Annotated in this window: 20 protein-coding genes; 9 read left to right on the forward strand and 11 right to left on the reverse strand. The window is 62.9% G+C overall.

Features of this window, described 5'->3' with window-relative positions; genetic code table 11:
* Positions 1-589: 589 nt before the first annotated feature.
* Positions 590-1,957, reverse strand: coding sequence for a DNA repair protein RadA (gene radA / locus E2H86_RS24830; protein WP_133332149.1), 1,368 nt, complete (start codon positions 1,955-1,957; stop codon positions 590-592).
* A 177-nt stretch (positions 1,958-2,134) separates the two neighbouring features.
* Here radA and mscL point away from each other — a divergent pair, with 177 nt between their 5' ends.
* Positions 2,135-2,554 carry a large-conductance mechanosensitive channel protein MscL gene (gene mscL / locus E2H86_RS24835; RefSeq protein ID WP_133332150.1) on the forward strand — a complete coding sequence of 140 codons (420 nt, stop codon included), beginning with the start codon at positions 2,135-2,137 and terminating at the stop codon, positions 2,552-2,554.
* 31 nt (positions 2,555-2,585) lie between these two features.
* Here mscL and E2H86_RS24840 read toward each other — a convergent pair whose 3' ends face one another.
* The gene (locus E2H86_RS24840) at positions 2,586-3,362 is read right to left on the reverse strand and encodes a ferredoxin--NADP reductase (RefSeq protein WP_133332151.1); all 777 of its coding nucleotides are present in this window, start codon (positions 3,360-3,362) and stop codon (positions 2,586-2,588) included.
* Positions 3,363-3,569: 207 nt separating this feature from the next.
* Between E2H86_RS24840 and E2H86_RS24845 the strand changes: the two genes are divergently transcribed.
* Both E2H86_RS24845 and E2H86_RS24850 read left to right on the forward strand, forming a co-directional pair.
* On the forward strand, positions 3,570-4,283 hold the full coding sequence (locus E2H86_RS24845; RefSeq protein ID WP_133332152.1) for an autoinducer binding domain-containing protein: 714 nt from the start codon (positions 3,570-3,572) through the stop codon (positions 4,281-4,283).
* 94 nt (positions 4,284-4,377) lie between these two features.
* Positions 4,378-5,502 carry a methyltransferase gene (locus E2H86_RS24850; protein WP_133332153.1) on the forward strand — a complete coding sequence of 375 codons (1,125 nt, stop codon included), beginning with the start codon at positions 4,378-4,380 and terminating at the stop codon, positions 5,500-5,502.
* Positions 5,503-5,517: 15 nt separating this feature from the next.
* Here the strand turns inward: E2H86_RS24850 and E2H86_RS24855 are convergent, their stop codons facing one another.
* From E2H86_RS24855 to E2H86_RS24865, 3 genes are read right to left on the reverse strand one after another with little or no spacing between them, the layout of a single operon-like run.
* Positions 5,518-5,673: a DUF2474 domain-containing protein gene (locus tag E2H86_RS24855; protein ID WP_009682264.1), complete on the reverse strand. Its 156-nt coding sequence runs from the start codon at positions 5,671-5,673 to the stop codon at positions 5,518-5,520.
* Positions 5,674-5,682: 9 nt separating this feature from the next.
* Positions 5,683-6,690 carry a cytochrome d ubiquinol oxidase subunit II gene (gene cydB, locus E2H86_RS24860; protein WP_133332154.1) on the reverse strand — a complete coding sequence of 336 codons (1,008 nt, stop codon included), beginning with the start codon at positions 6,688-6,690 and terminating at the stop codon, positions 5,683-5,685.
* 3 nt (positions 6,691-6,693) lie between these two features.
* The gene (locus tag E2H86_RS24865) at positions 6,694-8,130 is read right to left on the reverse strand and encodes a cytochrome ubiquinol oxidase subunit I (protein WP_133332155.1); all 1,437 of its coding nucleotides are present in this window, start codon (positions 8,128-8,130) and stop codon (positions 6,694-6,696) included.
* A 348-nt stretch (positions 8,131-8,478) separates the two neighbouring features.
* On the opposite strand from E2H86_RS24865, the gene E2H86_RS24870 reads away from it, so the two are divergent.
* The 3 genes from E2H86_RS24870 to trmA all read left to right on the forward strand — a co-directional run bounded on the left by E2H86_RS24870 (position 8,479) and on the right by trmA (position 12,359).
* Entirely contained in the window at positions 8,479-9,699 is a 1,221-nt protein-coding gene (locus E2H86_RS24870) for an MFS transporter (protein ID WP_133332156.1), read from the forward strand.
* Between the two features lie 282 nt (positions 9,700-9,981).
* Complete coding sequence (locus E2H86_RS24875) at positions 9,982-11,277, forward strand: NCS2 family permease (protein WP_133332157.1); 1,296 nt, start codon at positions 9,982-9,984, stop codon at positions 11,275-11,277.
* The gene (gene trmA / locus E2H86_RS24880; RefSeq protein ID WP_133332158.1) at positions 11,274-12,359 is read left to right on the forward strand and encodes a tRNA (uridine(54)-C5)-methyltransferase TrmA; all 1,086 of its coding nucleotides are present in this window, start codon (positions 11,274-11,276) and stop codon (positions 12,357-12,359) included. Before E2H86_RS24875 ends, trmA begins: the two co-directional genes overlap by 4 nt.
* Before the next feature lie 41 nt (positions 12,360-12,400).
* Here trmA and pcaG read toward each other — a convergent pair whose 3' ends face one another.
* Positions 12,401-13,006, reverse strand: coding sequence for a protocatechuate 3,4-dioxygenase subunit alpha (pcaG, locus tag E2H86_RS24885; RefSeq protein WP_133332159.1), 606 nt, complete (start codon positions 13,004-13,006; stop codon positions 12,401-12,403).
* A 10-nt stretch (positions 13,007-13,016) separates the two neighbouring features.
* Positions 13,017-13,736, reverse strand: coding sequence for a protocatechuate 3,4-dioxygenase subunit beta (gene pcaH, locus E2H86_RS24890; RefSeq protein WP_133332160.1), 720 nt, complete (start codon positions 13,734-13,736; stop codon positions 13,017-13,019).
* A 184-nt stretch (positions 13,737-13,920) separates the two neighbouring features.
* Here pcaH and ypfJ point away from each other — a divergent pair, with 184 nt between their 5' ends.
* Positions 13,921-14,802 (forward strand): KPN_02809 family neutral zinc metallopeptidase, encoded by an 882-nt coding sequence (gene ypfJ / locus E2H86_RS24895; protein WP_133332161.1) that lies wholly within the window; start codon positions 13,921-13,923, stop codon positions 14,800-14,802.
* Positions 14,803-15,011: 209 nt separating this feature from the next.
* Positions 15,012-16,931 carry a methyl-accepting chemotaxis protein gene (locus E2H86_RS24900; protein ID WP_133332162.1) on the forward strand — a complete coding sequence of 640 codons (1,920 nt, stop codon included), beginning with the start codon at positions 15,012-15,014 and terminating at the stop codon, positions 16,929-16,931.
* 53 nt (positions 16,932-16,984) lie between these two features.
* Here E2H86_RS24900 and ggt read toward each other — a convergent pair whose 3' ends face one another.
* From ggt to E2H86_RS24915, 3 genes are all read right to left on the reverse strand, one after another.
* Positions 16,985-18,652, reverse strand: a complete 1,668-nt coding sequence (gene ggt, locus E2H86_RS24905; RefSeq protein WP_133332163.1) for a gamma-glutamyltransferase — start codon at positions 18,650-18,652, stop codon at positions 16,985-16,987.
* Positions 18,653-18,769: 117 nt separating this feature from the next.
* A complete protein-coding gene (locus tag E2H86_RS24910) occupies positions 18,770-19,666 on the reverse strand; it encodes a LysR family transcriptional regulator (protein WP_133332164.1) in 897 nt (298 codons plus the stop codon).
* Positions 19,667-19,818: 152 nt separating this feature from the next.
* Positions 19,819-20,409 carry an NAD(P)H-dependent oxidoreductase gene (locus E2H86_RS24915; RefSeq protein ID WP_133332165.1) on the reverse strand — a complete coding sequence of 197 codons (591 nt, stop codon included), beginning with the start codon at positions 20,407-20,409 and terminating at the stop codon, positions 19,819-19,821.
* A 195-nt stretch (positions 20,410-20,604) separates the two neighbouring features.
* Between E2H86_RS24915 and E2H86_RS24920 the strand changes: the two genes are divergently transcribed.
* A complete protein-coding gene (locus tag E2H86_RS24920) occupies positions 20,605-20,919 on the forward strand; it encodes a putative quinol monooxygenase (protein ID WP_133332166.1) in 315 nt (104 codons plus the stop codon).
* Here E2H86_RS24920 and E2H86_RS24925 read toward each other — a convergent pair.
* Entirely contained in the window at positions 20,909-21,673 is a 765-nt protein-coding gene (locus tag E2H86_RS24925) for a sulfite exporter TauE/SafE family protein (RefSeq protein ID WP_133332167.1), read from the reverse strand. The genes E2H86_RS24920 and E2H86_RS24925 overlap by 11 nt on opposite strands.
* Positions 21,674-21,675 lie beyond the last annotated feature (2 nt).

Genomic DNA, 21,675 nt, shown 5'->3' on the forward strand with positions numbered 1-21,675 from the left:
CTTCGGCTTACGCCGAAGGGTGCTGCGCACCTGGCCCTACAGACGCCTACGCTCGGCCTCCTGACGTCGCAAAGTTAGGGGCGGAGCCTGCGCTGGCGTTATCTTCGAAAGACAGACCGCACTATCCGCAACAACACAAAACGATAGGTAAAGGGAAAAGCGAGAGCGCAGCGATTCGCCTGCCGTTGCTCTGGCTTTTGATCTTGCTTTTGCTCTTGCTCTTGATCTACCCGCGACCTCAGGAGGCCGAGTGGAGGTGGCTGGAGGGCCAGGTGCGTAGCACCCTCCGGCGTTAGCCGGAGGCGCGAGATGTAGACTTGCGCAGCAAGTCGTAGGCCGCGCGGGCCCGCAAGCCGCCGGAGCGAGGGGACCCCGAAGCGCAGCGTAGGGGCCGTATGTGGGAGCAAGCGGTTTTGCGCTCCTTTGTCCAAGAACAAAGGGGCCCGCCGTAAAGGCGGAAGGGGCCAGTAGCGCCGCTACACACAATGGATCAGCTCACGATCTAAATGCCAAACCAAGCCCCCCCCTCCCCCGACAATCCGTGAAGAGCCTTTCTTTTGCCCGCGAAAAGGCCGCTGCAGACCAGGATTTACTCGAACAAGGCGTCCAGGGCCTGCTCCAGCCGCGTGACGGCAATCACCTGCAACCCTGCAGGAGCCTCTTTGGGCGCATTGCCCTTGGGCACGATGGCTCGCTTGAAGCCATGCTTGGCGGCCTCCTTCAGCCGCTCCTGGCCACTGGGGACCGGGCGTACCTCACCCGACAGACCGATTTCGCCGAACACCAGCAGTCCATGGGCCAGTGGCCGGTTGCGCAGGCTGGACATCACGGCAGCCAGCAGAGCGAGATCCGAGGCGGTCTCCAGTACCTTCACCCCACCGACCACGTTGAGGAACACATCCTGGTCGTGGGTGGGAATGCCACCATGCCTATGCAGCACCGCCAGGAGCATGGCCAAGCGGTTCTGATCGAGGCCTAGGGTGACCCGTCGGGGGTTGGCCAGGTGGCTGTCGTCGACCAGGGCCTGCACCTCCACCAGCATCGGCCGGGTGCCTTCCCAGGTGGCCATGACCACGCTGCCGGGCACCTCTTCCTGGGTGCGGTTGAGGAAGATCGCCGAAGGGTTCGACACTTCCTTCAAGCCACGGTCGGTCATGCCGAACACGCCCAGTTCGTTGACCGCGCCGAAGCGGTTCTTGACCGCGCGCAGCAGGCGCAGGCGACCATCGGACTCGCCTTCGAAATAAAGCACGGTGTCGACCATGTGCTCGAGTACCCGCGGGCCGGCCAGCGAACCCTCCTTGGTGACGTGGCCGACCAGAAAGATCGCCGTTCCGCTCTGCTTGGCATAGCGCACCAGCAGCGCCGTGCTTTCGCGCACCTGGGCGACGCCGCCCGGAGCCGACTGCAACTGCTCGGTGAAGATCGTCTGGATCGAGTCGATCACCATCACCCGAGGCTTTTCCTGACGTGCCGTGGCGATGATGGTCTCGATGCAGGTCTCGGTCATGACCTTGAGCTGGTCCTGGGGCAGACCCAGGCGCCGCGACCGCATGGCCACCTGCTGTTGCGATTCCTCGCCGGTGACGTACAAGGCCGGCATGCCCACGGCGATGTTGCACAGGGTCTGCAGCAGGATGGTCGACTTGCCGATCCCCGGATCACCGCCAATAAGAACCACCGAGCCATCGACCAGACCTCCGCCGAGCACACGGTCCAGTTCGGTGCTGCTGGTGGTGAAGCGCGGAATTTCCTCGACGCTGACTTCAGCCAAGGTCTTGATCTGCGCCTGCTGTCCGGTCCAACCGGTACGTCCGCTGGGCGCCGCAGCCCCACCGCTCTCGATCATGGTCTCGACCAGCGTGTTCCAGGCCCCACATTCGCCGCACTGGCCAGCCCATTTGGGAAAGGTCGCGCCGCACTCGGTGCAGCCATACAAGCGCTTGGCCTTGGCCATTGGGCAGGTCTCCTGGGAAAAAACCGCCATGATAGCCGAGGCGGACGTGTCTCGAACGGGTCGAGAGGCGACAAAACTATTCGTTCTAACGGCAGTCATTAGCCCTGAGCGCCGCGCATGACGCGTTTCGGTGGCGTACACTGCGTTTACCTCACCATTTGTTACAAGGAACCAAACATGGGCATGCTCAGTGAGTTCAAGGCCTTCGCGGTCAAAGGTAATGTCGTCGACATGGCGGTCGGTATCATCATCGGCGCGGCCTTCGGCAAGATCGTCTCTTCGTTCGTCGGAGACGTGGTGATGCCACCACTGGGGCTGCTGATCGGTGGCGTCGATTTCAGCGACCTGGCCATCACCCTCAAGGCGGCCGAAGGCGATATTCCGGCAGTGGTGCTGGCCTACGGCAAGTTCATCCAGACGGTGATCGACTTCATCATCATCGCCTTCGCCATCTTCATGGGCGTCAAGGCCATCAACCGCCTCAAGCGTGAAGAAGCCGCGGCACCGAGCGCACCTCCTGTGCCGACACCTCAGGAGACCTTGCTGACGGAGATCCGCGACCTGCTCAAGGCGCAGAACCAGAACCGCCAGCCCTGAAGGCTACCGGGGCCGCCCTGCGGCCCTGGCTTCACCAGTAGTTCTCGACAGCCACCTGGCCGGGCCGTTTGCTCAGGCTCAGTTGCAGATCGCGAGCTTTGAGCACCTTGCGCGTTTCGTCGATCATCTGCGGGTTGCCGCAGAGCATGATGCGCGAGTGCTCCGGCGAGAACTCAAGCCCCGCAGCTTTCTCCAGCTCGCCGTTCTCGATCAGCGTGGTGATCCGGGCATTCAGCGCACCTGGATGCCGTTCGCGGGTGACCACCGGAATGAACTGAAGCTTGCCAGCGAATTCCACCAGGTAGTCGCGCTGCTCCAACCCGGCAATCTCTTCCAGGTACGCCAGTTCCTTGGCTTCACGCACCGAGTAAACCAACCGGATGTTGTCGAAGCGCTCCCAGGCCTCGAAGTCCTGCAGGATCGACATGAACGGCGCGATACCGGTGCCCGTCGCCAGCAGCCACAGGTCGCGCCCACCGATGAAGCGATCCAGAGTCAGGTAGCCAAAGGCCTGGCGATCGACGAGCAAGGTGTCGCCCTCGCCCAGCCGACTCAATTCGCTGGTGAACTCGCCACCTGGCACCACGATGGAGAAGAAATCCAGAAATTCGTCATGTGGCGCACTTACCATCGAGTAGGCCCGCCACACCACGCTGCCATCGGCCTTGGTCACCCCTAGACGGGCGAATTGACCGGCACGGAAGCGAAACCCGGTATCACGAGTGGTCCGCAGGCTGAACAGGTTCGGCGTCAACGGATGGACTTCGAGCAGGGTCTGGCGGGTGAATTTTTCGGCGCTGGCGGTCATGAGGCACTCCATGGATTGCATGGGCCAAGTTTCGCGCAAAGTGGCATGAATAAATACCACTGGTTTGTAGGGCTTGCACGAAGGCTGGCCCATTGCCCTGTCAAAACGGGCGCATATAGCAAAAAAACCCAACACTCTACTGGGGTTTTTCTACACTCTCTTAAATTCAAATGGATTGGGATTTGACAAAGTTAGGAGTTTGACCACATGCCGACGCGCCACTGGGATCCCGAGCGTCTCCACCAGCTCGTGAGCGAGCGCTCACCTCGACGCTTGTTCAACCTGGCCGTGCACCTGACGCAAGAGCTCGGAATGGATTATCTGGGCCTGAAGTTGCGTATCCAGGTTGCCACGCAAACCCCTCGTCTGTTCCTCTACAGCAACTACCCAAACGAGTGGATCGAGCGTTACCAGCGTGACGACTTCTATCGCCAGGACCCGGCGGCCGCCCACAGCCACGGATCCACCCTGCCCATTCTGTGGACGGACGAGTTGTACGCCGAGGCTCCGCAGTTCCGCGAAACGGCCTGCGCACATGGCTTGTGTCACGGTTGGACGCAATCGGTACACGACCTGCAGCACAATGAAAGCCAACTGTCCGTGGCCCGGCAGACGCCAAAGATCAGCACCACAGAACTCTACGACAAGGCCGGCAGCGTGCAGTGGCTTTGCCATACCTTGCATGCGGTGCTCAGTGAACATCACCTGGAAGAAATCTGCCCGAACACGCCGAAGATGAGCGAACGCGAACTGGAAGTGCTGAAATGGTCGGCAGCGGGCAAGACGGCCGCCGACGTCGCCTGCATCCTGTCGTTGTCACAGAGCACCGTGAACTTCCACATTCGCAGCGTGATCACCAAGACCAATGCAGCCAACAAGGCCGGGGCCATCGCCATCGCCGCCATGCGCGGATGGATCTGACGCCCTGCCTGCGAACCTCGGCAAAGCCCTGTAGAATCGGCGGCAAAAGCTCGCGCAACGTGCGGCGGGCAGATCCGTACCCGAGCCAGACGCCATGCCCCTGTTCACCTCTCCGTATGCCCAACTCGACCTGATCCGCCAACCGGACCAGGCCAATGACCCTCTGCAGGCCTTCGACGCCGCCGACGAGTACCTGCTCGAGCGCCTGCATGCCCAGGCGCCAGAGGCCAGTTGCCGGGTACTCGTACTCAACGACAGCTTCGGCGCCCTCGCCGCCAGTCTGGCCGGCCACTTGACGGTGATCAGCAGCGGCGACTCGCACCTGGCGCGCATGGCCCTGGAAAAGAACCTGGCGCGCAACGGCAAGGCTTTCGACAGCGTGCCGTTCGTGCCGGCGAGCGAGCCTTGGGAGGGACACTTCGACCGAGTCCTGGTACGCGTGCCCAAGACCCTGGCCCTGCTCGAGGAGCAACTGATCCGCCTGCAAGGTCATCTGGCACCGGGAGCCCAGGTGATCGCAGGCGCCATGATCAAGCACCTGCCCCGTGCCGCAGGTGAGTTGCTGGAAAAATACATCGGCCCGATGCAGGCCTCCCTGGCCCAGAAAAAGGCGCGTCTGCTCGCTGCCACCTGGGCCGAGCGCCCCACCGCGCGGTCGCCCTATCCGAGCCGCTACCGACTCGACAAGCCTGCGCTCGAACTGATCAACCATGCCAACGTGTTCTGCCGCGACGGACTCGACATCGGTACCCGCGCCTTCCTTCCGCATCTGCCGCGCGACCTGGGCAACGCCCGCATCGCCGACCTGGGCTGCGGCAATGGGGTGTTGGCGATCGCCAGTGCACTGGCCAATCCGGATGCCCAGTACACCCTGGTGGACGAGTCGTACATGGCCGTGCAATCGGCCCAGGAGAATTGGCAAGCGGCGCTCGGCGAGCGCCCCGTTGCAGTGCTGGCGGGGGATGGACTGGCTGGCGTCGACAAGCAGTCGCTGGATGTAGTGCTGTGCAATCCACCCTTCCACCAACAGCAAGTGGTAGGCGACTTCCTCGCCTGGCGCATGTTCCAGCAGGCACGCGAGGCGTTGGTGGTGGGTGGCGCGCTGTACATCGTCGGCAACCGCCACCTGGGCTATCACAGCAAGCTGGCGCGGCTGTTCCGAGGCGTCGAGCAGGTGGCGGCGACGCCGAAGTTCGTGATCCTCAAGGCCCGCAAGTGACACAGCGCCACCTGCTCAATGGGTCGTAAGCCCCGCCGCCCCCATGAACAGGCGCATCACCCATGCCGCCACACCGAGGGCGGCCACGCTCAGCGCCCAGATCAATACCAGCCAGCCCAGGCGCTGCCACAGCGGCTTCTTCTCTTCCAGGCCATGTTTGCCGGTCATCAGGCGGCCCTCCTAGTGATAGCCGTCTTCAGGGGTCACCTTGCCGCGGAACACGTAGTAGCTCCAGAAGGTGTAGCCCAGGATGAACGGCAGGATGAACAAGGTCCCCACCAGCATGAAGCCCTGGCTCTGCGGCGGTGCCGCAGCGTCCCAGATCGAGATCGATGGCGGGATGATGTTCGGCCACAGGCTGATGCCAAGGCCGCTGTAGCCCAGGAAGATCAGCACCAGGGTCAGTAGGAACGGCGTGTAGTTGGCATTGCGCGCTACCGCCTTGAGCAGCCCGTAGAACGTCACCAGCACCAGGATCGGCACCGGCATGAACCAGATCAGGTTAGGCATGCTGAACCAGCGGTCGGCGATCTGCGGGTAGGCGATCGGCGTCCACAGGCTGACGATGCCGATCACCGCCAGCAACACCAGCGCCAACGGCCGACCGAGATTATGCATCTGCTCCTGCAGCGGGCCCTCGGTCTTCATGATCAACCAGGTGCACCCGAGCAACGCGTAGGCGACGATCAGGCCCAAGCCGCTGAACAGGCTGAACGGCGTCAGCCAGTCCAACGAGCCGCCGGCGTAGTGCCGGTCGACGACTTTGAAGCCCTCGATGAAGGCGCCCAAGGCCACGCCCTGGAAAAACGTTGCCACCAGCGAACCCCAGATGAACGCCTTGTCCCACAGATGCCGGCGTTCGGCGGTAGCCTTGAAGCGGAATTCGAAGGCCACGCCGCGGAAGATCAGGCCGATCAGCATCAGTATCAATGGCAGGTACAGCGCTTCGAGCACCACGGCATAGGCCATCGGGAAGGCCCCGAACAACCCGGCGCCGCCCAGCACCAGCCAGGTTTCATTACCGTCCCAGACCGGCGCGACGGTATTCATCATGACATCGCGATCGTGCTCGGCCTTGACGAACGGGAAGAGGATGCCAATGCCGAGGTCGAAGCCATCCATCACCACGTACATCATCACGCCAAAGATGATGATCACGGCCCAGATCAGCGGAAGATCGATACCCATGGCTCAGTTCTCCTTGCTCAGGCTGGCGGAGTCGGCCGCATGGCCATCGTCTGCGGCAGACAGCGGCCGCGCCGGTGTACGCTTCTGGCCCGGCCCGCCTGGCCGTTGCTCGTCCCCTTCACCGGTATGCGGGCCCTTGCGCACCAAGCGCATCATGTAGCCGAAACCGGTGCCGAACAGCGCGAAATAGACCACCACGAACGCTACCAGGGTAAAGCCGAGCTGGCTGTAGCTGTGGTGGGATACCGCGTCGGCGGTACGCAGCAAGCCGTAGACCACCCACGGCTGACGACCGATTTCGGTGGTGAACCACCCCGCCAGAATGGCGATCAGCCCGGAAGGCCCCATCCACATCACGAAGTTAAGGAACAGCCGGTTGCTGTAGAGCCCGCCACGTTTGCGCAGCAACAGGCTCCACAGACCTGCAGCGATCATCAGCAGGCCCAGGGCGACCATGATGCGGAACGACCAGAAGACGATGGTCGAGTTGGGCCGGTCCTCAGGGGCGAACTCCTTCATCGCCGGTACCTGCTTGTCCAGGCTGTGGGTCAAGATCAGGCTGCCGAGGGCGGGAATCTCGATCTTGTAGCGGGTAGTTTCAGCCTGCATGTCGGGGATGCCGAACAGGATCAGTGGCGTCGACTCGCCGGGGGTGTTTTCCCAGTGCCCCTCGATGGCGGCAATCTTCACCGGCTGATGCTTGAGGGTGTTCAAGCCGTGGAAGTCACCGATCACCGCTTGTACCGGCGCCACGATCAACGCCATCCACATGGCCATCGACAGCATCTTGCGCACCGCCGGGTTGTCACGTCCGCGCAGCAGGTGCCAGGCCGCCGAAGCGCCAACGAAGAAAGCGGTGGCGACGAACGCTGCCGTGGCCATGTGCATCAGGCGGAACGGGAAGGAAGGATTGAAGATCACCGCAAGCCAGTCCACCGGCACTACACGGCCATCGATGATCTCGTGCCCCTGGGGGGTCTGCATCCAACTGTTGGAAGCCAGGATCCAGAACGTCGAAACCAGCGTACCCAGCGCTACCATGCACGTGGCGAAGAAATGCAGGCCCCGTCCGACACGGTTCCAGCCGAACAACATGACGCCGAGGAACCCGGCCTCGAGGAAGAAGGCGGTGAGCACTTCATAGGTCAACAGCGGGCCGGTGATGTTGCCGGCGAAATCGGAGAAGCGGCTCCAGTTGGTACCGAACTGGTAGGCCATGACCAGCCCGGAGACCACGCCCATGCCGAAGTTGACCGCGAAGATCTTCGACCAGAAGTGATACAGGTCGCGGTAGACGTTGTCGTGGGTCTTCAGCCAGAGACCTTCGAGGACTGCCAGGTAGCTGGCCAGGCCGATGGTGATGGCAGGGAACAGGATGTGAAACGAAACGGTGAAGGCGAACTGGATTCGGGCGAGCTCAAGGGCTTCTATTCCGAACATGGTGCTTCCTCTTCAGATAAATCCGGCGTCCAGGCGGTGGGCCTTGTCGCCTACGGCCCCTACGTAGAGTCGAGTACGGCGCGTTGGAATTGTTCTGTTCGATCGCAGGGAATCTGGCCCAAAGGCACGAATCGTTGACGCTGGAAACATTGATCCAGATCAACCTTTGCCTGGAAGCATAGTCCGGAATGGCCAGCCAGGCCGTGTGGTCGTTTGCCGCGTGACCGGTTGTCTCACCGGCTTTCGAAAAGTGTGAAAAAGTGCCGACACCATCAAACAGTAACTACTTGTTACAAACAGATGATACGCTGCGCTCCCCCTCTACTGCGCCGAGGCCACTGGTTTTCGATGTCCGATTCCGCACCGCAGTTGTTGCGCCATCACCGACCTTTCCTGGCCTTCTGGCTGGCCCGGGTATTCACCGCCAGCGGCTTCCAGATGCTCACCGTGGCGATTGGCTGGCACCTCTATCAGCTCACCGGGAACGTGCTCGATCTCGGCCTGGTCGGCTTGGTGGAGTTCGCCCCTCGCGTGCTGTTCATGCTCCATACCGGGCACGTCGCCGACCGCTATGACCGGCGCAAGGTCGCGGCCCTTTGCCAAAGCCTGCAGGGCCTGATCGCACTGGCATTGGCAGTGGGCAGCGCCACCGACAACGTCAGCCGCGAGCTGATCTTCGCGCTGGCCTTCATGCTCGGCGCCACCCGCTCGTTCGAAATGCCGGCCACCCAGGCTCTGCTGCCCAACGTGGTGCCGCCCGGGTTGTTCCCACGCGCCGTCGCCGCCTCGGCCTCGGCCACCCAGTCGGCGACCATCGTAGCCCCGGCGGTAGGCGGCTTCCTGTATGCCTTCGGCAGCATCTGGGTATACGGGCCGACCGTGGCGCTGTATGCCATCGCCTGCGTCCTGACCTTGAGCCTGGATGCGCGCGGCCAGGTGGCCCAGCGTGGCCGTGCCAGCCTCGAGTCTCTGCTGGCCGGTATCCGATTCATCCGCAGCCGGCCAGACATCCTCGGCGCCATCTCGCTGGACCTGTTCGCCGTGCTGCTGGGCGGTGCTACCGCTCTGTTGCCGGTGTTCGCCAAGGACATCCTGCTCGCCGGCCCGCTGGGCCTGGGCCTGCTGCGCTCGGCGCCAGCGGTGGGAGCGCTGCTGATGTCGGTGTGGCTGGCGCGCTTCCCGTTCGAACGCAAGGTCGGGCGGACGATGTTCACTGCCGTCGGCATCTTTGGCGTGGCGACCATCGCCTTCGGGTTGTCGACCTCGTTCTGGTTCTCCCTGGCGGTGCTGGTGGTGCTGGGCGCGGCAGACATGATCAGCATGGTGATCCGTGGTGCCTTCGTGCAGTTGGAGACGCCGGACGAGATGCGTGGTCGGGTCAGTGCGGTGAACGGGCTGTTCATCGGCGCTTCGAACCAACTCGGCGAGTTCGAGTCCGGGGTCACGGCGCACTGGTTCGGCACGGTGCCGGCTGTGGTCCTCGGGGGCGTGGGGACACTGGTGGTGACGGGGGTGTGGATAAAACTGTTTCCGACCCTGGCCAAGCGGGACAGGCTGCACAACGGTTGATGTATGCCTGTACCGGCCTCTTCGCGGGGCAAGCCCGCTCCCACAAGATCACCAAAGATGGTGAAGTTCAGGAGTACCTGTGGGAGCGGGCTTGCCCCGCGAAGAGGCCGGTATCGATACCATCAGCCCCATCCCCCCAACGGCCATAGGCCCGCGCCCCGCATGCTGGTATGATGCGCGGCTTTTTTCCGCCCCACACAAAACCTGCGTATCCAGTACGCACTGTGCTTTGCTGATGGGGTCGATACATTCACGGCGCCCCGGGCGCCTTGGGGAGCGGGCATGCTGGAAAGGCTGTTTCAACTAAGAGCACACAACACCAACGTGCGCACCGAGATTCTCGCCGGTGTCACCACGTTCCTGGCCATGGCCTACATCCTGTTCGTCAACCCGAGCATTCTCGGCGAAACCGGCATGGACAAGGGTGCAATCTTCGTCGCCACCTGCCTGGCTGCGGCCATCGGCTCGGTGACCATGGGCCTGATCGCCAACTACCCGATCGCGCTGGCGCCGGGCATGGGCCTGAATGCCTTCTTCACCTACACCGTGGTTCTGCACATGGGCCACACCTGGCAGGTGGCACTGGGTGCGGTGTTCCTCTCGGCCGTGATGTTCTTCCTGCTGTCGATCTTCCGCATTCGCGAATGGATCGTGAACAGCATCCCGTTGCCGCTGCGCTCGGCGATCGCTGCAGGCATCGGCCTGTTCCTGGCGCTGATCGCACTGCATAACGCAGGCATCGTCGTCGATAACCCCGCGACCCTGGTGGGCCTGGGCGACCTTAAGCAGCCCGCGCCAATCCTCGCAACCCTGGGCTTCTTCCTGATCGTCGGCCTGGAGTCGCTGAAGGTCCGTGGCGCCGTGCTGATCGGTATCCTGGCAGTGACCGTCGCCTCGATCCTGATGGGCGTGACGCCGTTCGGCGGCGTAGTGTCGATGCCGCCTTCGCTGGCCCCGACCTTCCTTCAGCTGGATATCAAGGGCGCCCTGGACGTCGGTCTGGTCAGCGTGATCTTCGCCTTCCTGTTCGTCGACCTGTTCGACAACTCCGGCACCCTGATCGGCGTGGCGAAGCGCGCCGGGCTGATGGGCAAGGACGGCCACATGCCGAAAATGGGCCGCGCACTGATCGCTGACAGCACCGCCGCCATGGCCGGTTCGCTGCTGGGCACCTCGACCACCACCAGCTACATCGAATCCGCCGCCGGCGTGAGTGCCGGTGGCCGCACCGGCCTGACCGCCATCGTGGTGGCAGTGTTGTTCCTGCTGGCGCTGTTCTTCGCCCCGCTGGCCGGTAGCGTGCCGGCCTTCGCCACCGCACCCGCACTGCTGTTCGTCGCGGTGTTGATGGCTTCGGGCCTGGCGGAAATCAACTGGGACGACGTCACCGAGGCCGCTCCGGTGGTGGTGACAGCCCTGGCCATGCCGCTGACCTATTCGATCGCCAACGGCATCGCCTTCGGTTTCATTGCCTGGACCGCGGTCAAGCTGATCTCCGGCCGCCACCGCGACCTGAATCCGGCGCTGGTGATCCTTTCCATCCTGTTCGTCATCAAGCTGGGCTGGTTCAACGCATGAGTGCCGTCTTCGATCCCTCCTCCTACACTACCCAGCTGGACGCCAAGGTCGCACGCCTGCGCGAGCTGCTGGCGCCCTTCGGCGCGCCGGAGCCGGCCGTGTTCGATTCGCCGCGCGAGCATTATCGCCTACGCGCTGAGTTTCGCCTGTGGCGCGAGGATGGCCAGCGCCACTACGCTATGTTCGCCCCAGGTGAGAAGCACAAGGCGATCCTGATCGACGACTTCCCCATCGCCAGCCAACGTATCAACGACCTGATGCCGCGCCTGAAAGCCGCCTGGCAGGCCAGCGAAGACCTGAGCAACCGTCTCTTTCAGGTCGAGTTCCTGACTACCCTGGCCGGTGATGCAATGGTCACGATGTGCTACCACCGCCCGCTGGACGAGGCCTGGGAAGTGGCTGCCCGGCAGTTGGCCGACCAGCTCGGGGTGAGCCTGATCGGCCGTTCCAAAGGCAAGCGTGTGGTGATCGGTCGCGATTATGCGGTGGAAGAACTGGACGTGGCCGGGCGCGTGTTCAGCTACCGCCAACCTGAAGGCGCATTCACCCAACCCAACGGCGCGGTGAACCAGAAGATGCTGAGCTGGGCTTACGAGGCCATCGGCGAGCGCGATGACGATCTACTGGAGCTGTATTGCGGCAACGGCAACTTCACCCTGCCACTGGCCACCCGTGTGCGTCAGGTGCTGGCGACCGAGATCAGCAAGACCTCGGTCAACGCCGCCTTGAGCAACCTTGACGAGAATGGCGTGGACAACGTGCGTCTGGTGCGGCTCTCGGCCGAAGAGCTGACCCAGGCACTGAACGAGGTCCGCCCGTTCCGTCGGCTGGAAGGCATTGACCTGAAGAGTTATGCGTTCGGCACGGTATTCGTCGACCCACCGCGCGCGGGGATGGACCCGGACACCTGCGAGCTGACTCGACGCTTCGAGCGCATCCTGTATATCTCTTGCAACCCCGAGACGCTGGCGGCGAACATCGCCCAACTGCAGGACACTCACCGCATCGAGCGCTGCGCATTGTTCGACCAGTTCCCCTATACCCACCATATGGAGAGTGGGGTGTTGCTGGTTCGGCGCTGATCCGGAGATGCCCGGGGCCGCTTAGCGGCCCCAGGTACCACTCAGAAGTCGAAGAACACCGTCTCCCCTTCCCCCTGAATGCGGATATCGAAGCGGTAAGCCGTCTTCCCATCCACTTCGCAACGCTTGGCGATCAAGGTCTCGCGGCGCTGCGGCTGCTCGATCAAGTTGAGCACCGGGCACTTGGCATTGGCCTCGGCCTCATCATCGAAGTACACCCGGGTATGCAGGTGGATGTTGATGCCGCGAGCGAACAGGCTGAGGTTGATGTGCGGTGCCATCGGCACACCTGCGGCGTTGTTCACCACACCTGGCTTGACCGTGTGCACGGTCCACTCACCGGCATCGAAGGTGGTGGCGGTGCGGCCAAAGCTGTTGAAGGCGTTTTCCAGGTTGTAGTCATCCTGGTACTGACCGTTGGCGTCGGCCTGCCAGATCTCCAGGAACGAGTCGCGCACCAGGTGCCCGTTACCGTCGTACACGTGGCCGATCAGCAGGATGTGCTCGCCCGGCGCTTCGGGTTTGGCCAGACGGTTCCAGATTTCCTTGTCGCGCTTGGGATTGCCGGCCGCTTCCAGGGCCAGACCGATGTGCACGTAGGGGCCGGCGGTCTGCGAAGGGGTTTCCGGCAGCAGTTCGATTGGCATGGCGGGTTCCTCAGCAGTTTTCGAAGTGGGTCTTGCGCTGGCCGCGCAGCACGATGTCGAAGCGGTAGGCCAGGGCATCCATGGGGTTGGCATGGCCCATGTCGAGCTTGGCGATCAGCTGCTGCACTGCTTCGGGATTGGCGATCGACTTGACGATCGGGCACAGCGGGATCAACGGATCGCCTTCGAAATACAGCTGGGTGATCAGCTTGGTGGCGATGGCCGGGCCGCTCACCGACACGTGGATATGTGCCGGGCGCCAGTCGTTGGGGCCATTGCGCCATGGGTACGGACCCGGCTTGATGGTGCGGAAGCTGTAGAAACCGTCACGGTCGGTGAGGCAACGACCGACGCCGCCGAAGTTCGGGTCCAGCGGGGCCAGGTAGCGGTCGTTCTTGTGGCGATAGCGGCCGCCGGCGTTGGCCTGCCAGATTTCCACCAGGGTGTTGGGAACCGGTTTGCCGTACTGGTCGAGCACACGGCCGGCCAGGATGATGCGCTCGCCGATCGGCAAGCCACCGTTGTTGAAGTTCAGCAGCAGGTCATGGTCATGGGCACCGAAGCCCAGGTGGGAAAAGTCAGGGCCGGTGGTTTCGCTTACCGACTGCGGGATGCTGACCAATGCCTGGCGCGGCGAGCGGGCAATGGACGTCTTGTAGTCGGGCGTCAGGGCTTTGGGGTGCCAGTTGCGATCACGGATCACGAAGCGGCTGTTGTCCTGGGCGGGCATGCCGTTTTCCTCTCTTGGAATTATGTGAAGCCCCCTCTGCAGGGGACTTGCAGTTTCGAATAGGTTTTCCAAGAGAGAAATTGAATTCCGCGCGCCTTTCCATAACCAAATGGTTATGTATTAGTGCCTTTGGCCCGGGTGAACTAGTCTATGTCTTCATGTTTCACGATTTTGGAGAGCGTTCATGGATTGGCGAAAAGGCCGGCGTAGCGACAATGTCGTCGATGCCCGTGGGGAAGGCGGTGGTGGCGGAATGCGCTTTGGTGGCGGGAAAGGATTAGGCCTGGGGGCCATCCTCTTGATCGTCGGCATCGGCTGGATCACCGGGCAGGACCCATTGCAGATCCTTGGTCAGCTCGCCGGGCAGATGGAACAGCAGCAAGCCCCTACCGCCGTGGAGGGCAAAGCCCCCCCGGCCAACGACGAACAGGCCGAGTTCGTCGCCTCGGTACTGGGCGACACCGAAGACACCTGGAAGGCGCTGTTTTCCCAGGCAGGCAAACAGTATCGCGACCCCAAGCTGGTGCTGTTCAGCGGCCAGGTGAATTCCGCCTGTGGCTTCGCCTCGGCGGCCGTGGGTCCGTTCTATTGCCCGGCTGACCAACGGGTATACCTGGACATGTCGTTCTTCCGCGAGATGGAAACCCGCTTCGCCGCTGCCGGGGATTTCGCCCAGGCCTATGTCATCGCCCATGAAATCGGCCATCACGTACAGACCTTGCTGGGTGTTTCGGCCAAAGTCGACGCCGCACGTCGTGCCGGGCAGCGCATGGAGGGCGACAACGGCCTGTTGGTGCGTCAGGAGCTCCAAGCCGATTGCCTGGCCGGGGTCTGGGCCTACCAGGCGCAACAGCGCCTGAACTGGCTTGAACCCGGCGACGTCGAGGAAGCGTTGAACGCGGCCAATGCCATCGGTGACGACCGCCTGCAGCAACAGGGCCAGGGTCGCGTGGTACCTGATTCGTTCACCCATGGCACCTCCGCCCAGCGGGTGCGCTGGTTCAAGACCGGGTTCGCCCAGGGAGACGTAAACAGCTGCGATACCTTCAGCGCACGTAGTCTCTGAACGCTCTTGGCCTCCATTCGCGGCGGTTCGCGCCGCGAATGCTTCCGCAAACTCCGCGCAAACGTTTTCGTCTTGTTACATATCTGCTGAAAAAGCGTTTCAGCTTCGCGCTGACCTGCCGATAACTGCTGCACGATTCGGCAGGCTCTCAGAACAACAACGCCCTGCGATCGACGATCAAGTGAGCGAATAACTTCTGGAGAGCGTGCATGAACAGCTGGTTTGCCAATATCAGCGTCAACCTGAAGCTGGGCCTGGGCTTCGGCCTGGTCCTGGTCCTGACCGGCTTGCTGGCCCTGACTGGCTGGAACAGCCTGGGCAGCCTGATCGACCGTAGCAATTGGATGGGCGACATCGGCCAGCTCAATAAAGACCTGACCGACCTGCGCGTGGCGCGCCTGCAATACATGATCGCCAACGGCGACGACGCCGCAGCGGCCAATACCCTGGCCAAGCTGGATGTCTTCAGCAAACAGCAACAACACCTGGTCAGCACCTTCGTCAGCCCAGCCAACGTCAAGCTGCTGCAGGAGCTCGGCGGAACCATCGATGCCTACAAGGTCTCGCTGAACGCCATGCGGGTCGGCTACAACAGCAGCCGGGCCGCCCGCGAGGCCATGAACCAGTCGGCGGCGAGCGCCGACCAGGCCATGGAAGCCCTTACCCAGGATGTAATGACCCGACCGGAAGTCGACAGCGTACGCCTGACCCAGTACCAACTGATCAGCAAGGCTCGCCAGCAACTGCTGCAGGTGCGCATCGACGTGCGCGGCTACATCGCCGACAGCAGCGCCGCCAACGAAAAAGCGGCCCTCGGTCAGCTCGACGCCGCCCTGCTCGGCATCGACGGCCTCAAGCGCCAATTGCCTGACGACTCGACCCGCCTGCAAGCCCTCGATCAGGCCGTTGAGGCCTACCGCGATGCCGTGCGCCAGTTCCGCGATGCCATCGCGCAGATCACCACCGCACGCGCCGAAATGACTGTCCAGGGTGCCGACATCGTCAAGCGCAGCGATGCCCTGTACCAGATCCAGATCGAGCGCCGCGACGCTGAGAGCGCAGAGGCCCGCAGCCTGCAGATCATCGCCACGCTGCTGGCGCTGCTGGTCGGCGTGCTCGCGGCGGTAGTCATCACCCGCCAGATCACCCGTCCGCTGCGTGAAACCCTGGAGGCCGTGGAGAAGATCGCCAGCGGCGACCTGACCCAGAACCTGCGCGTGACCCGCCGTGACGAACTGGGCGTGCTGCAGCAGGGCATCAGCCACATGGGTACCACCCTGCGCGAGTTGATCAGCGGCATCCGCGATGGCGTGACGCAAATCGCCAGCGCCGCCGAAGAACTGTCGGCGGTCACCGAGCAGACCAGCGCCGGCGCCAACAGCCAGAAGGTCGAGACCGACCAGGTCGCCACCGCGATGCATGAAATGGCCGCGACCGTTCAGGAAGTGGCGCGCAACGCCGAGCAAGCTTCTCATGCGGCTACCGGCGCCGACGACGAAGCCCGTGCCGGCGATCGCGTGGTGGGCGAGGCGATTAGCCAGATCGAGCGCCTGGCCGAGGAGGTCCATCGCTCCACCGAGGCCATGAACCTGTTGCAACAGGAAAGCCAGAAGATCGGCAGTGTGATGGACGTGATCAAGTCGGTGGCCGAGCAGACCAATCTGCTGGCGCTCAACGCCGCCATCGAAGCGGCCCGGGCCGGTGAAGCCGGGCGCGGCTTTGCCGTGGTTGCCGACGAGGTGCGCGGGCTGGCCCAACGCACGCAGAAGTCGACCGAGGAAATCGAGGAGCTGGTGGCCGGCCTGCAGTCCGGGACCCAGCAGGTGGCCAATGCCATGCAGGGCAGCCGCACCCTGACCGACAGTAGCGTGGAACTGGCGCGCAAGGCGGGTGTATCGCTGGAGAACATCACCAGCACGGTCTCCAGCATCCAGTCGATGAACCAGCAGATCGCCGCGGCGGCCGAGCAACAGAGCGCAGTGGCCGAGGAAATCAGCCGCAGCATTCTCAACGTGCGCGATGTGTCGGAGCAAACCGCTGCGGCCAGCGATGAAACGGCGGCTTCCAGCGTCGAGCTGGCGCGCCTGGGTGGACATCTGCAGATGCTGGTCAGTCAGTTCCGCGTGTGACCATCTGACCGCATCGCCGGCAAGCCGACGATGCGGTCCTCACTGGCAGCTGTTTACTTGACCACCACGCCCACTCCACGCCCCCGCGGATCAGATGCCGTCTCCAGCTTCTCACCGCTCACCCGGATCGCCTGGATATCGCCCATCTCCCAACCCTGATCTTCCAGCACGTAGCCCATTTTCTTCAGCTCATCGGCCACCGCCCCGGTCAGTGGCGCATAGCTGTCGAAGTAGATGGTGTCCTTGGGCAACAACTGATGGTGCACGCGCTGCGCGGCCACGGCCTTCTCCAGCGGCATATCGTAGTCGTACAGGTTGTTCAGCACCTGGAAGATCGAGGTGAAGATCCGCGAGCCGCCGGGCGTGCCCAACACCAGCACCACCTTGCCATCGCGGGTCATCAGGCTGGGGCTCATGGACGACAGCATACGCTTGCCCGGTTCGATGGCGTTGGCATCGCCGCCGACCACACCAAACACGTTGGCGGTGCCCGGCTTGGCGCTGAAATCGTCCATTTCGTCGTTGAGCAGGAAGCCTGCCCCCTTGACCACCACACCGCTGCCATAGTCGAGGTTGAGGGTGTAGGTGTTGCTCACCGCGTTCCCCTCCTTGTCGACGATCGAGAAGTGCGTGGTCTGGTGCGGCTCCAGCCCTGGCTTGACTTGATCTGTGGCCGAAATCGCCTTGGGGTTGACCTGGGCGGCGCGCTTGGCCAGGTAGTCCTTGGCCACCAGCTGGTCCACTGGCACCTTGGTGAAGCCGGGGTCGCCCAGGTAGTCGGCGCGGTCGGCGAACACACGCTTCTCGATTTCCGCCAGCAAATGGATGTATTGCGCCGAGTTGTGCGCCACGCCCTTGAAGTCCGCGGCACGGTCCTCCTTGATGCCCAGCAACTGGGCCAAGGCCACCCCGCCGGAGCTTGGCGGCGGCGCGGTGTAAACCACGTTACCGCGCCACTCGATGGCGATCGGATCGCGCCACACAGCTTTGTAGTCCTTGAGGTCTTCCTTGGTGATCAGGCCTTTGTCCGCCTGCATCTGCGCTACCAGCAGGTCGGCGGTCTTGCCTTGATAGAATTCGCTGGCGCCCTTGTCGGCGATGCGCTCCAGGGTCTTGGCCATTTCCGGCTGCTTGAACGGCTCACCCACCTTCATGTTGCCGAAGTAGTCGTTGAAGTTGGTCGCGGTCTTGAACATGCCCTGGGCATCGTCGCGGTACTGGTACTGCTTCTGGGCGATCTTGAAGCCATCGCGGGCATAGCCGATGGCCGGTGTCAGCAGCTCGCTCCAAGGTAGCTTGCCGAACTTCTGATGCGCTTCCCACAGGCCCATCACGGTGCCAGGTACCCCTGCGGCGCGGGCGCCGACCAGGCTGAGGTTCTCGATCACCTCACCTTTTTCGTCCAGGTACATATTGCGGGTCGCGGCCTTGGGCGCCACCTCGCGGTAGTCGAGGAAATACGGCTTGCCGTCGACGAACAGGGTCATGAAGCCACCGCCGCCGATATTGCCGGCCTCGGGGTAGGTCACGGCCAGGGTGAAAGCGGTGGCGACCGCGGCGTCCACGGCGTTGCCGCCCTTCTTCAGGATATCGGCGGCCACCTGTGCGCCATATTGATCGGGCGCCGCAACGGCACCGCCTTCCAAGGTCACGGCATAAGCCGAGGAGCAGCTCAACATCGCGGCTGCGAGCGCCAGGAACGGGAACGGAACACTACGCATGACACTTCCTTGGTGTTGTTTTTGTTGATCGCTCAGTAAGGCCGAAGCGAGCCGACTGTGCAAACGCTTGAGGGAAGATTCGCCGCCTGCGGACAGAATTTGTCGTGTTCAGGCAACTCAGCAAGCGTAGCGAGCCAGCTTGTCCTGGATAAAATCGAGGAAACACTGGATGCGCAGCGCCAACTGCGTGTTGCGGTAGTAGACCGCGTGGATCGGCTGGCGGTAGCCGTTGTTGGCCTCGCCAAGCAACACCTGCAAGCGGCCAGCGCGGATGTCTTCATGGGTCATGAAGTGCGACAGGCTGACGATGCCTTCGCCGGCCAGGGCCAACTGGCGCAGGGTCTCGCCACTGGAGGCCAGCAGCGCCGGGCGGATGCTCCAGCGATCGCCCTGGGCATGACGCAGCGGCCACTGGTTGAGCGACTCGGGCTGACTGAAACCGAGCAGGCAGTGATTGCTCAGGTCCTCGACCTGGGTCGGCGTGCCATGGCGTTCGAGGTAGGCCGGACTGGCCAGCACCTGCACCGGGCTGCACCCCAACGAACGGGCGTGCAGGCTGGAGTCGGCCAGCTCGCCGATGCGGATAGCGACATCGGTACTCTGCTCGAGCAGGTCGATGATCAAATCATCGGTGTTGAGTTCGAGCTCGATGGCCGGGTACTGACGGCGGAACTCGCCGATCCAGGGCAGGATCGCGTGCAGCATGAACGGTGCGGCGGCGTTGATGCGCAGGCGCCCCGACGGGTTCTGGCGATGCATCGACAAACGCTCTTCCATGTCGTCCATCTGCTCGAGCACCAGGCGCGCCCGTTCGAGGAAGAAGCGCCCCTCTTCGGTGAGGTCCATGCGCCGGGTGGTGCGGTTGACCAGGGTGGTGCCGAGCTTGGCCTCCAGCCGCGACAGGGTGCGGCTGACCGCCGATGGGGTCTGCCCGATCTGCTCGGCGGCAGCGGAAATCGAGCCGCAGTCGATCACGGCGACGAATACCTGGAGCTCTTCGGATCGAGTTTTCACATCAGGGCCTTCGCTGGGACTTTGCAGGGATTAGATAGCGCTTGTCGATGCCAAGTCCAGCTGTAGCTGTACCGACCCCTTCGCGGGTGAACCCGCTCCTGGATCGGGTCGGAGCGGGTTCACCCGCGAAAGGGCCGGCACAGGCAACACAATCACTCAGCCTTGCCGAATACCTGTTCCAGATGCGCTTCATAAGCCGCCAACGCCGCCGGCACATCTGGGTTCTTGATCACATCGTTGGTCAGAAAGGTCGGCAGGCCGGTCATGCCAAGGAACTGGTTGGCCTTGTGGAAAGGGAAGTAAACCGCATCCACACCCTTGCCCTCGAAGAAATCGGCCGGGTCGTCAAAGGCCTGCAGCGGTGCGTTCCAGGTGAGCGACAACATGTACTGCTTGCCCTGGATCAGGCCACCACTGCCGTAGCGCTTGGAAGCATCCGAGCGGCTGCGGCCGTCGCTGGCATAGAGGCTGCCGTGCCCGGCGGTGAAGACGTCGTCCATGTACTTCTTCACGGTCCATGGAGCCCCCATCCACCAACCGGGCATCTGGTAGATCACCACGTCGGCCCAAAGGAATTTCTCCACCTCGGCCTGCACGTCGTAGCCTGCGTCGATGAAGGTCTGCTGGACGTCGTAGCCGGCACGGTCCAGGTAGGCCAGCGCGACATCGTGCAGGGTCTGGTTCAGGCGGCCCTCGGAATGGGCGAACTGTTTACCACCGTTGAGCAAAAGGATCTTTTTCATGCTGGCCTCGGGTCTGTTCGGATCGACCGTGGTTATGCGCCCAGGTCGAATTGGTCATCGATTGGCCGGCAGATTAAAGGCTGGCGTGTGAGGCAAAAAGTCGCCACGCAGCAAAATACATTTGCGCTCGAATCACGAATAGAAGGCAGATTATTGCCATAGAATAGCTTCACTTCCCCCAGCGAGTAGCCAGCCATGAACGAGCAATACGCATTCATTCTCAAGGCCAAGACCCGTCCGGAAATGGCCGACGCCTTCGAAACCCTGTTCCGCGCTTACGTCGAACCGAGCCGCCAGGAGCCTGGTTGCATCGAGTACCACATGCTGCGCGATCAGCAGGACCCGAGCCTGTTCGTGTTCTTCGAGGTATGGGCCAGCAAGGCCGACCTGGACGTGCATTCGGCCCTACCGCACATGGCCGAGTTCTTCGAAAAACGCATGGAGTACCTGGAGCGCGAGTTCGATATCCAGCGCATCGATATGCTCAGCCCCTCCTCCGCTAGCCGTTGAGCAACAGGTGGCTGCCAAGGGCGCCCAGGCCGATGAAGAAGCAGCGTTTGAACAGCACCGCGCTGATCCGCAGACGCAGCCATTGCCCCAGCAGCATGCCCAGCAACGCCGGCAGCACCATCATCAGCGATGCCCCGAGGGCCTGGCCACCGAGGGCGTCCTGTCCAACCAGGCCCAAGGCCAGCGCCAGGGTCGAGACAGTGAACGACAGCCCCAGGGCCTGGATCATCTCGTCACGATTCAGGCCCAGGCTTTGCAGGTAAGGCACCGCTGGCATCACGAATACCCCCGTGGCCGCCGTCACCACCCCGGTCGCCAGCCCACACAGCGGGCCCAGCCAACGCTCTTTGCCAGCGGCCACCCGCAAGGTCGGGCCAACCAGGCCATGGCAGGCATAGACCAGTAGCGCTGCACCCAACGCGTGCGCAGCCCAAGGCCCGCTGTCGATACCCCACCAGGCACTGCCGAACACGGTGCCGGTGAAGATCGCCAGCAGCATCGGCCCAAGTCTTCGCAACAGCATCAGCAAGTGACCGCCCGCGGCAAGCTGCCAGAGATTGGTAAGGGTCGAGGGTACGATCAACAGCGCCGCTGCCTGTGCCGGAGACATAGCCACGCCTAGCAAGCCCATGGCGACAGTAGGCAGGCCGAGACCGATCACGCCCTTGACCGCGCCAGCCAGGAGAAAGGTGAAGACGACCAGCAGGGTCACTGGCAAGCCGATATTCTGATAGAAGGCGATCAAGGTATTCATGG

It is taken from the genome of Pseudomonas putida, assembly GCF_004357765.1.
GTDB lineage: Bacteria > Pseudomonadota > Gammaproteobacteria > Pseudomonadales > Pseudomonadaceae > Aquipseudomonas > Aquipseudomonas putida_U.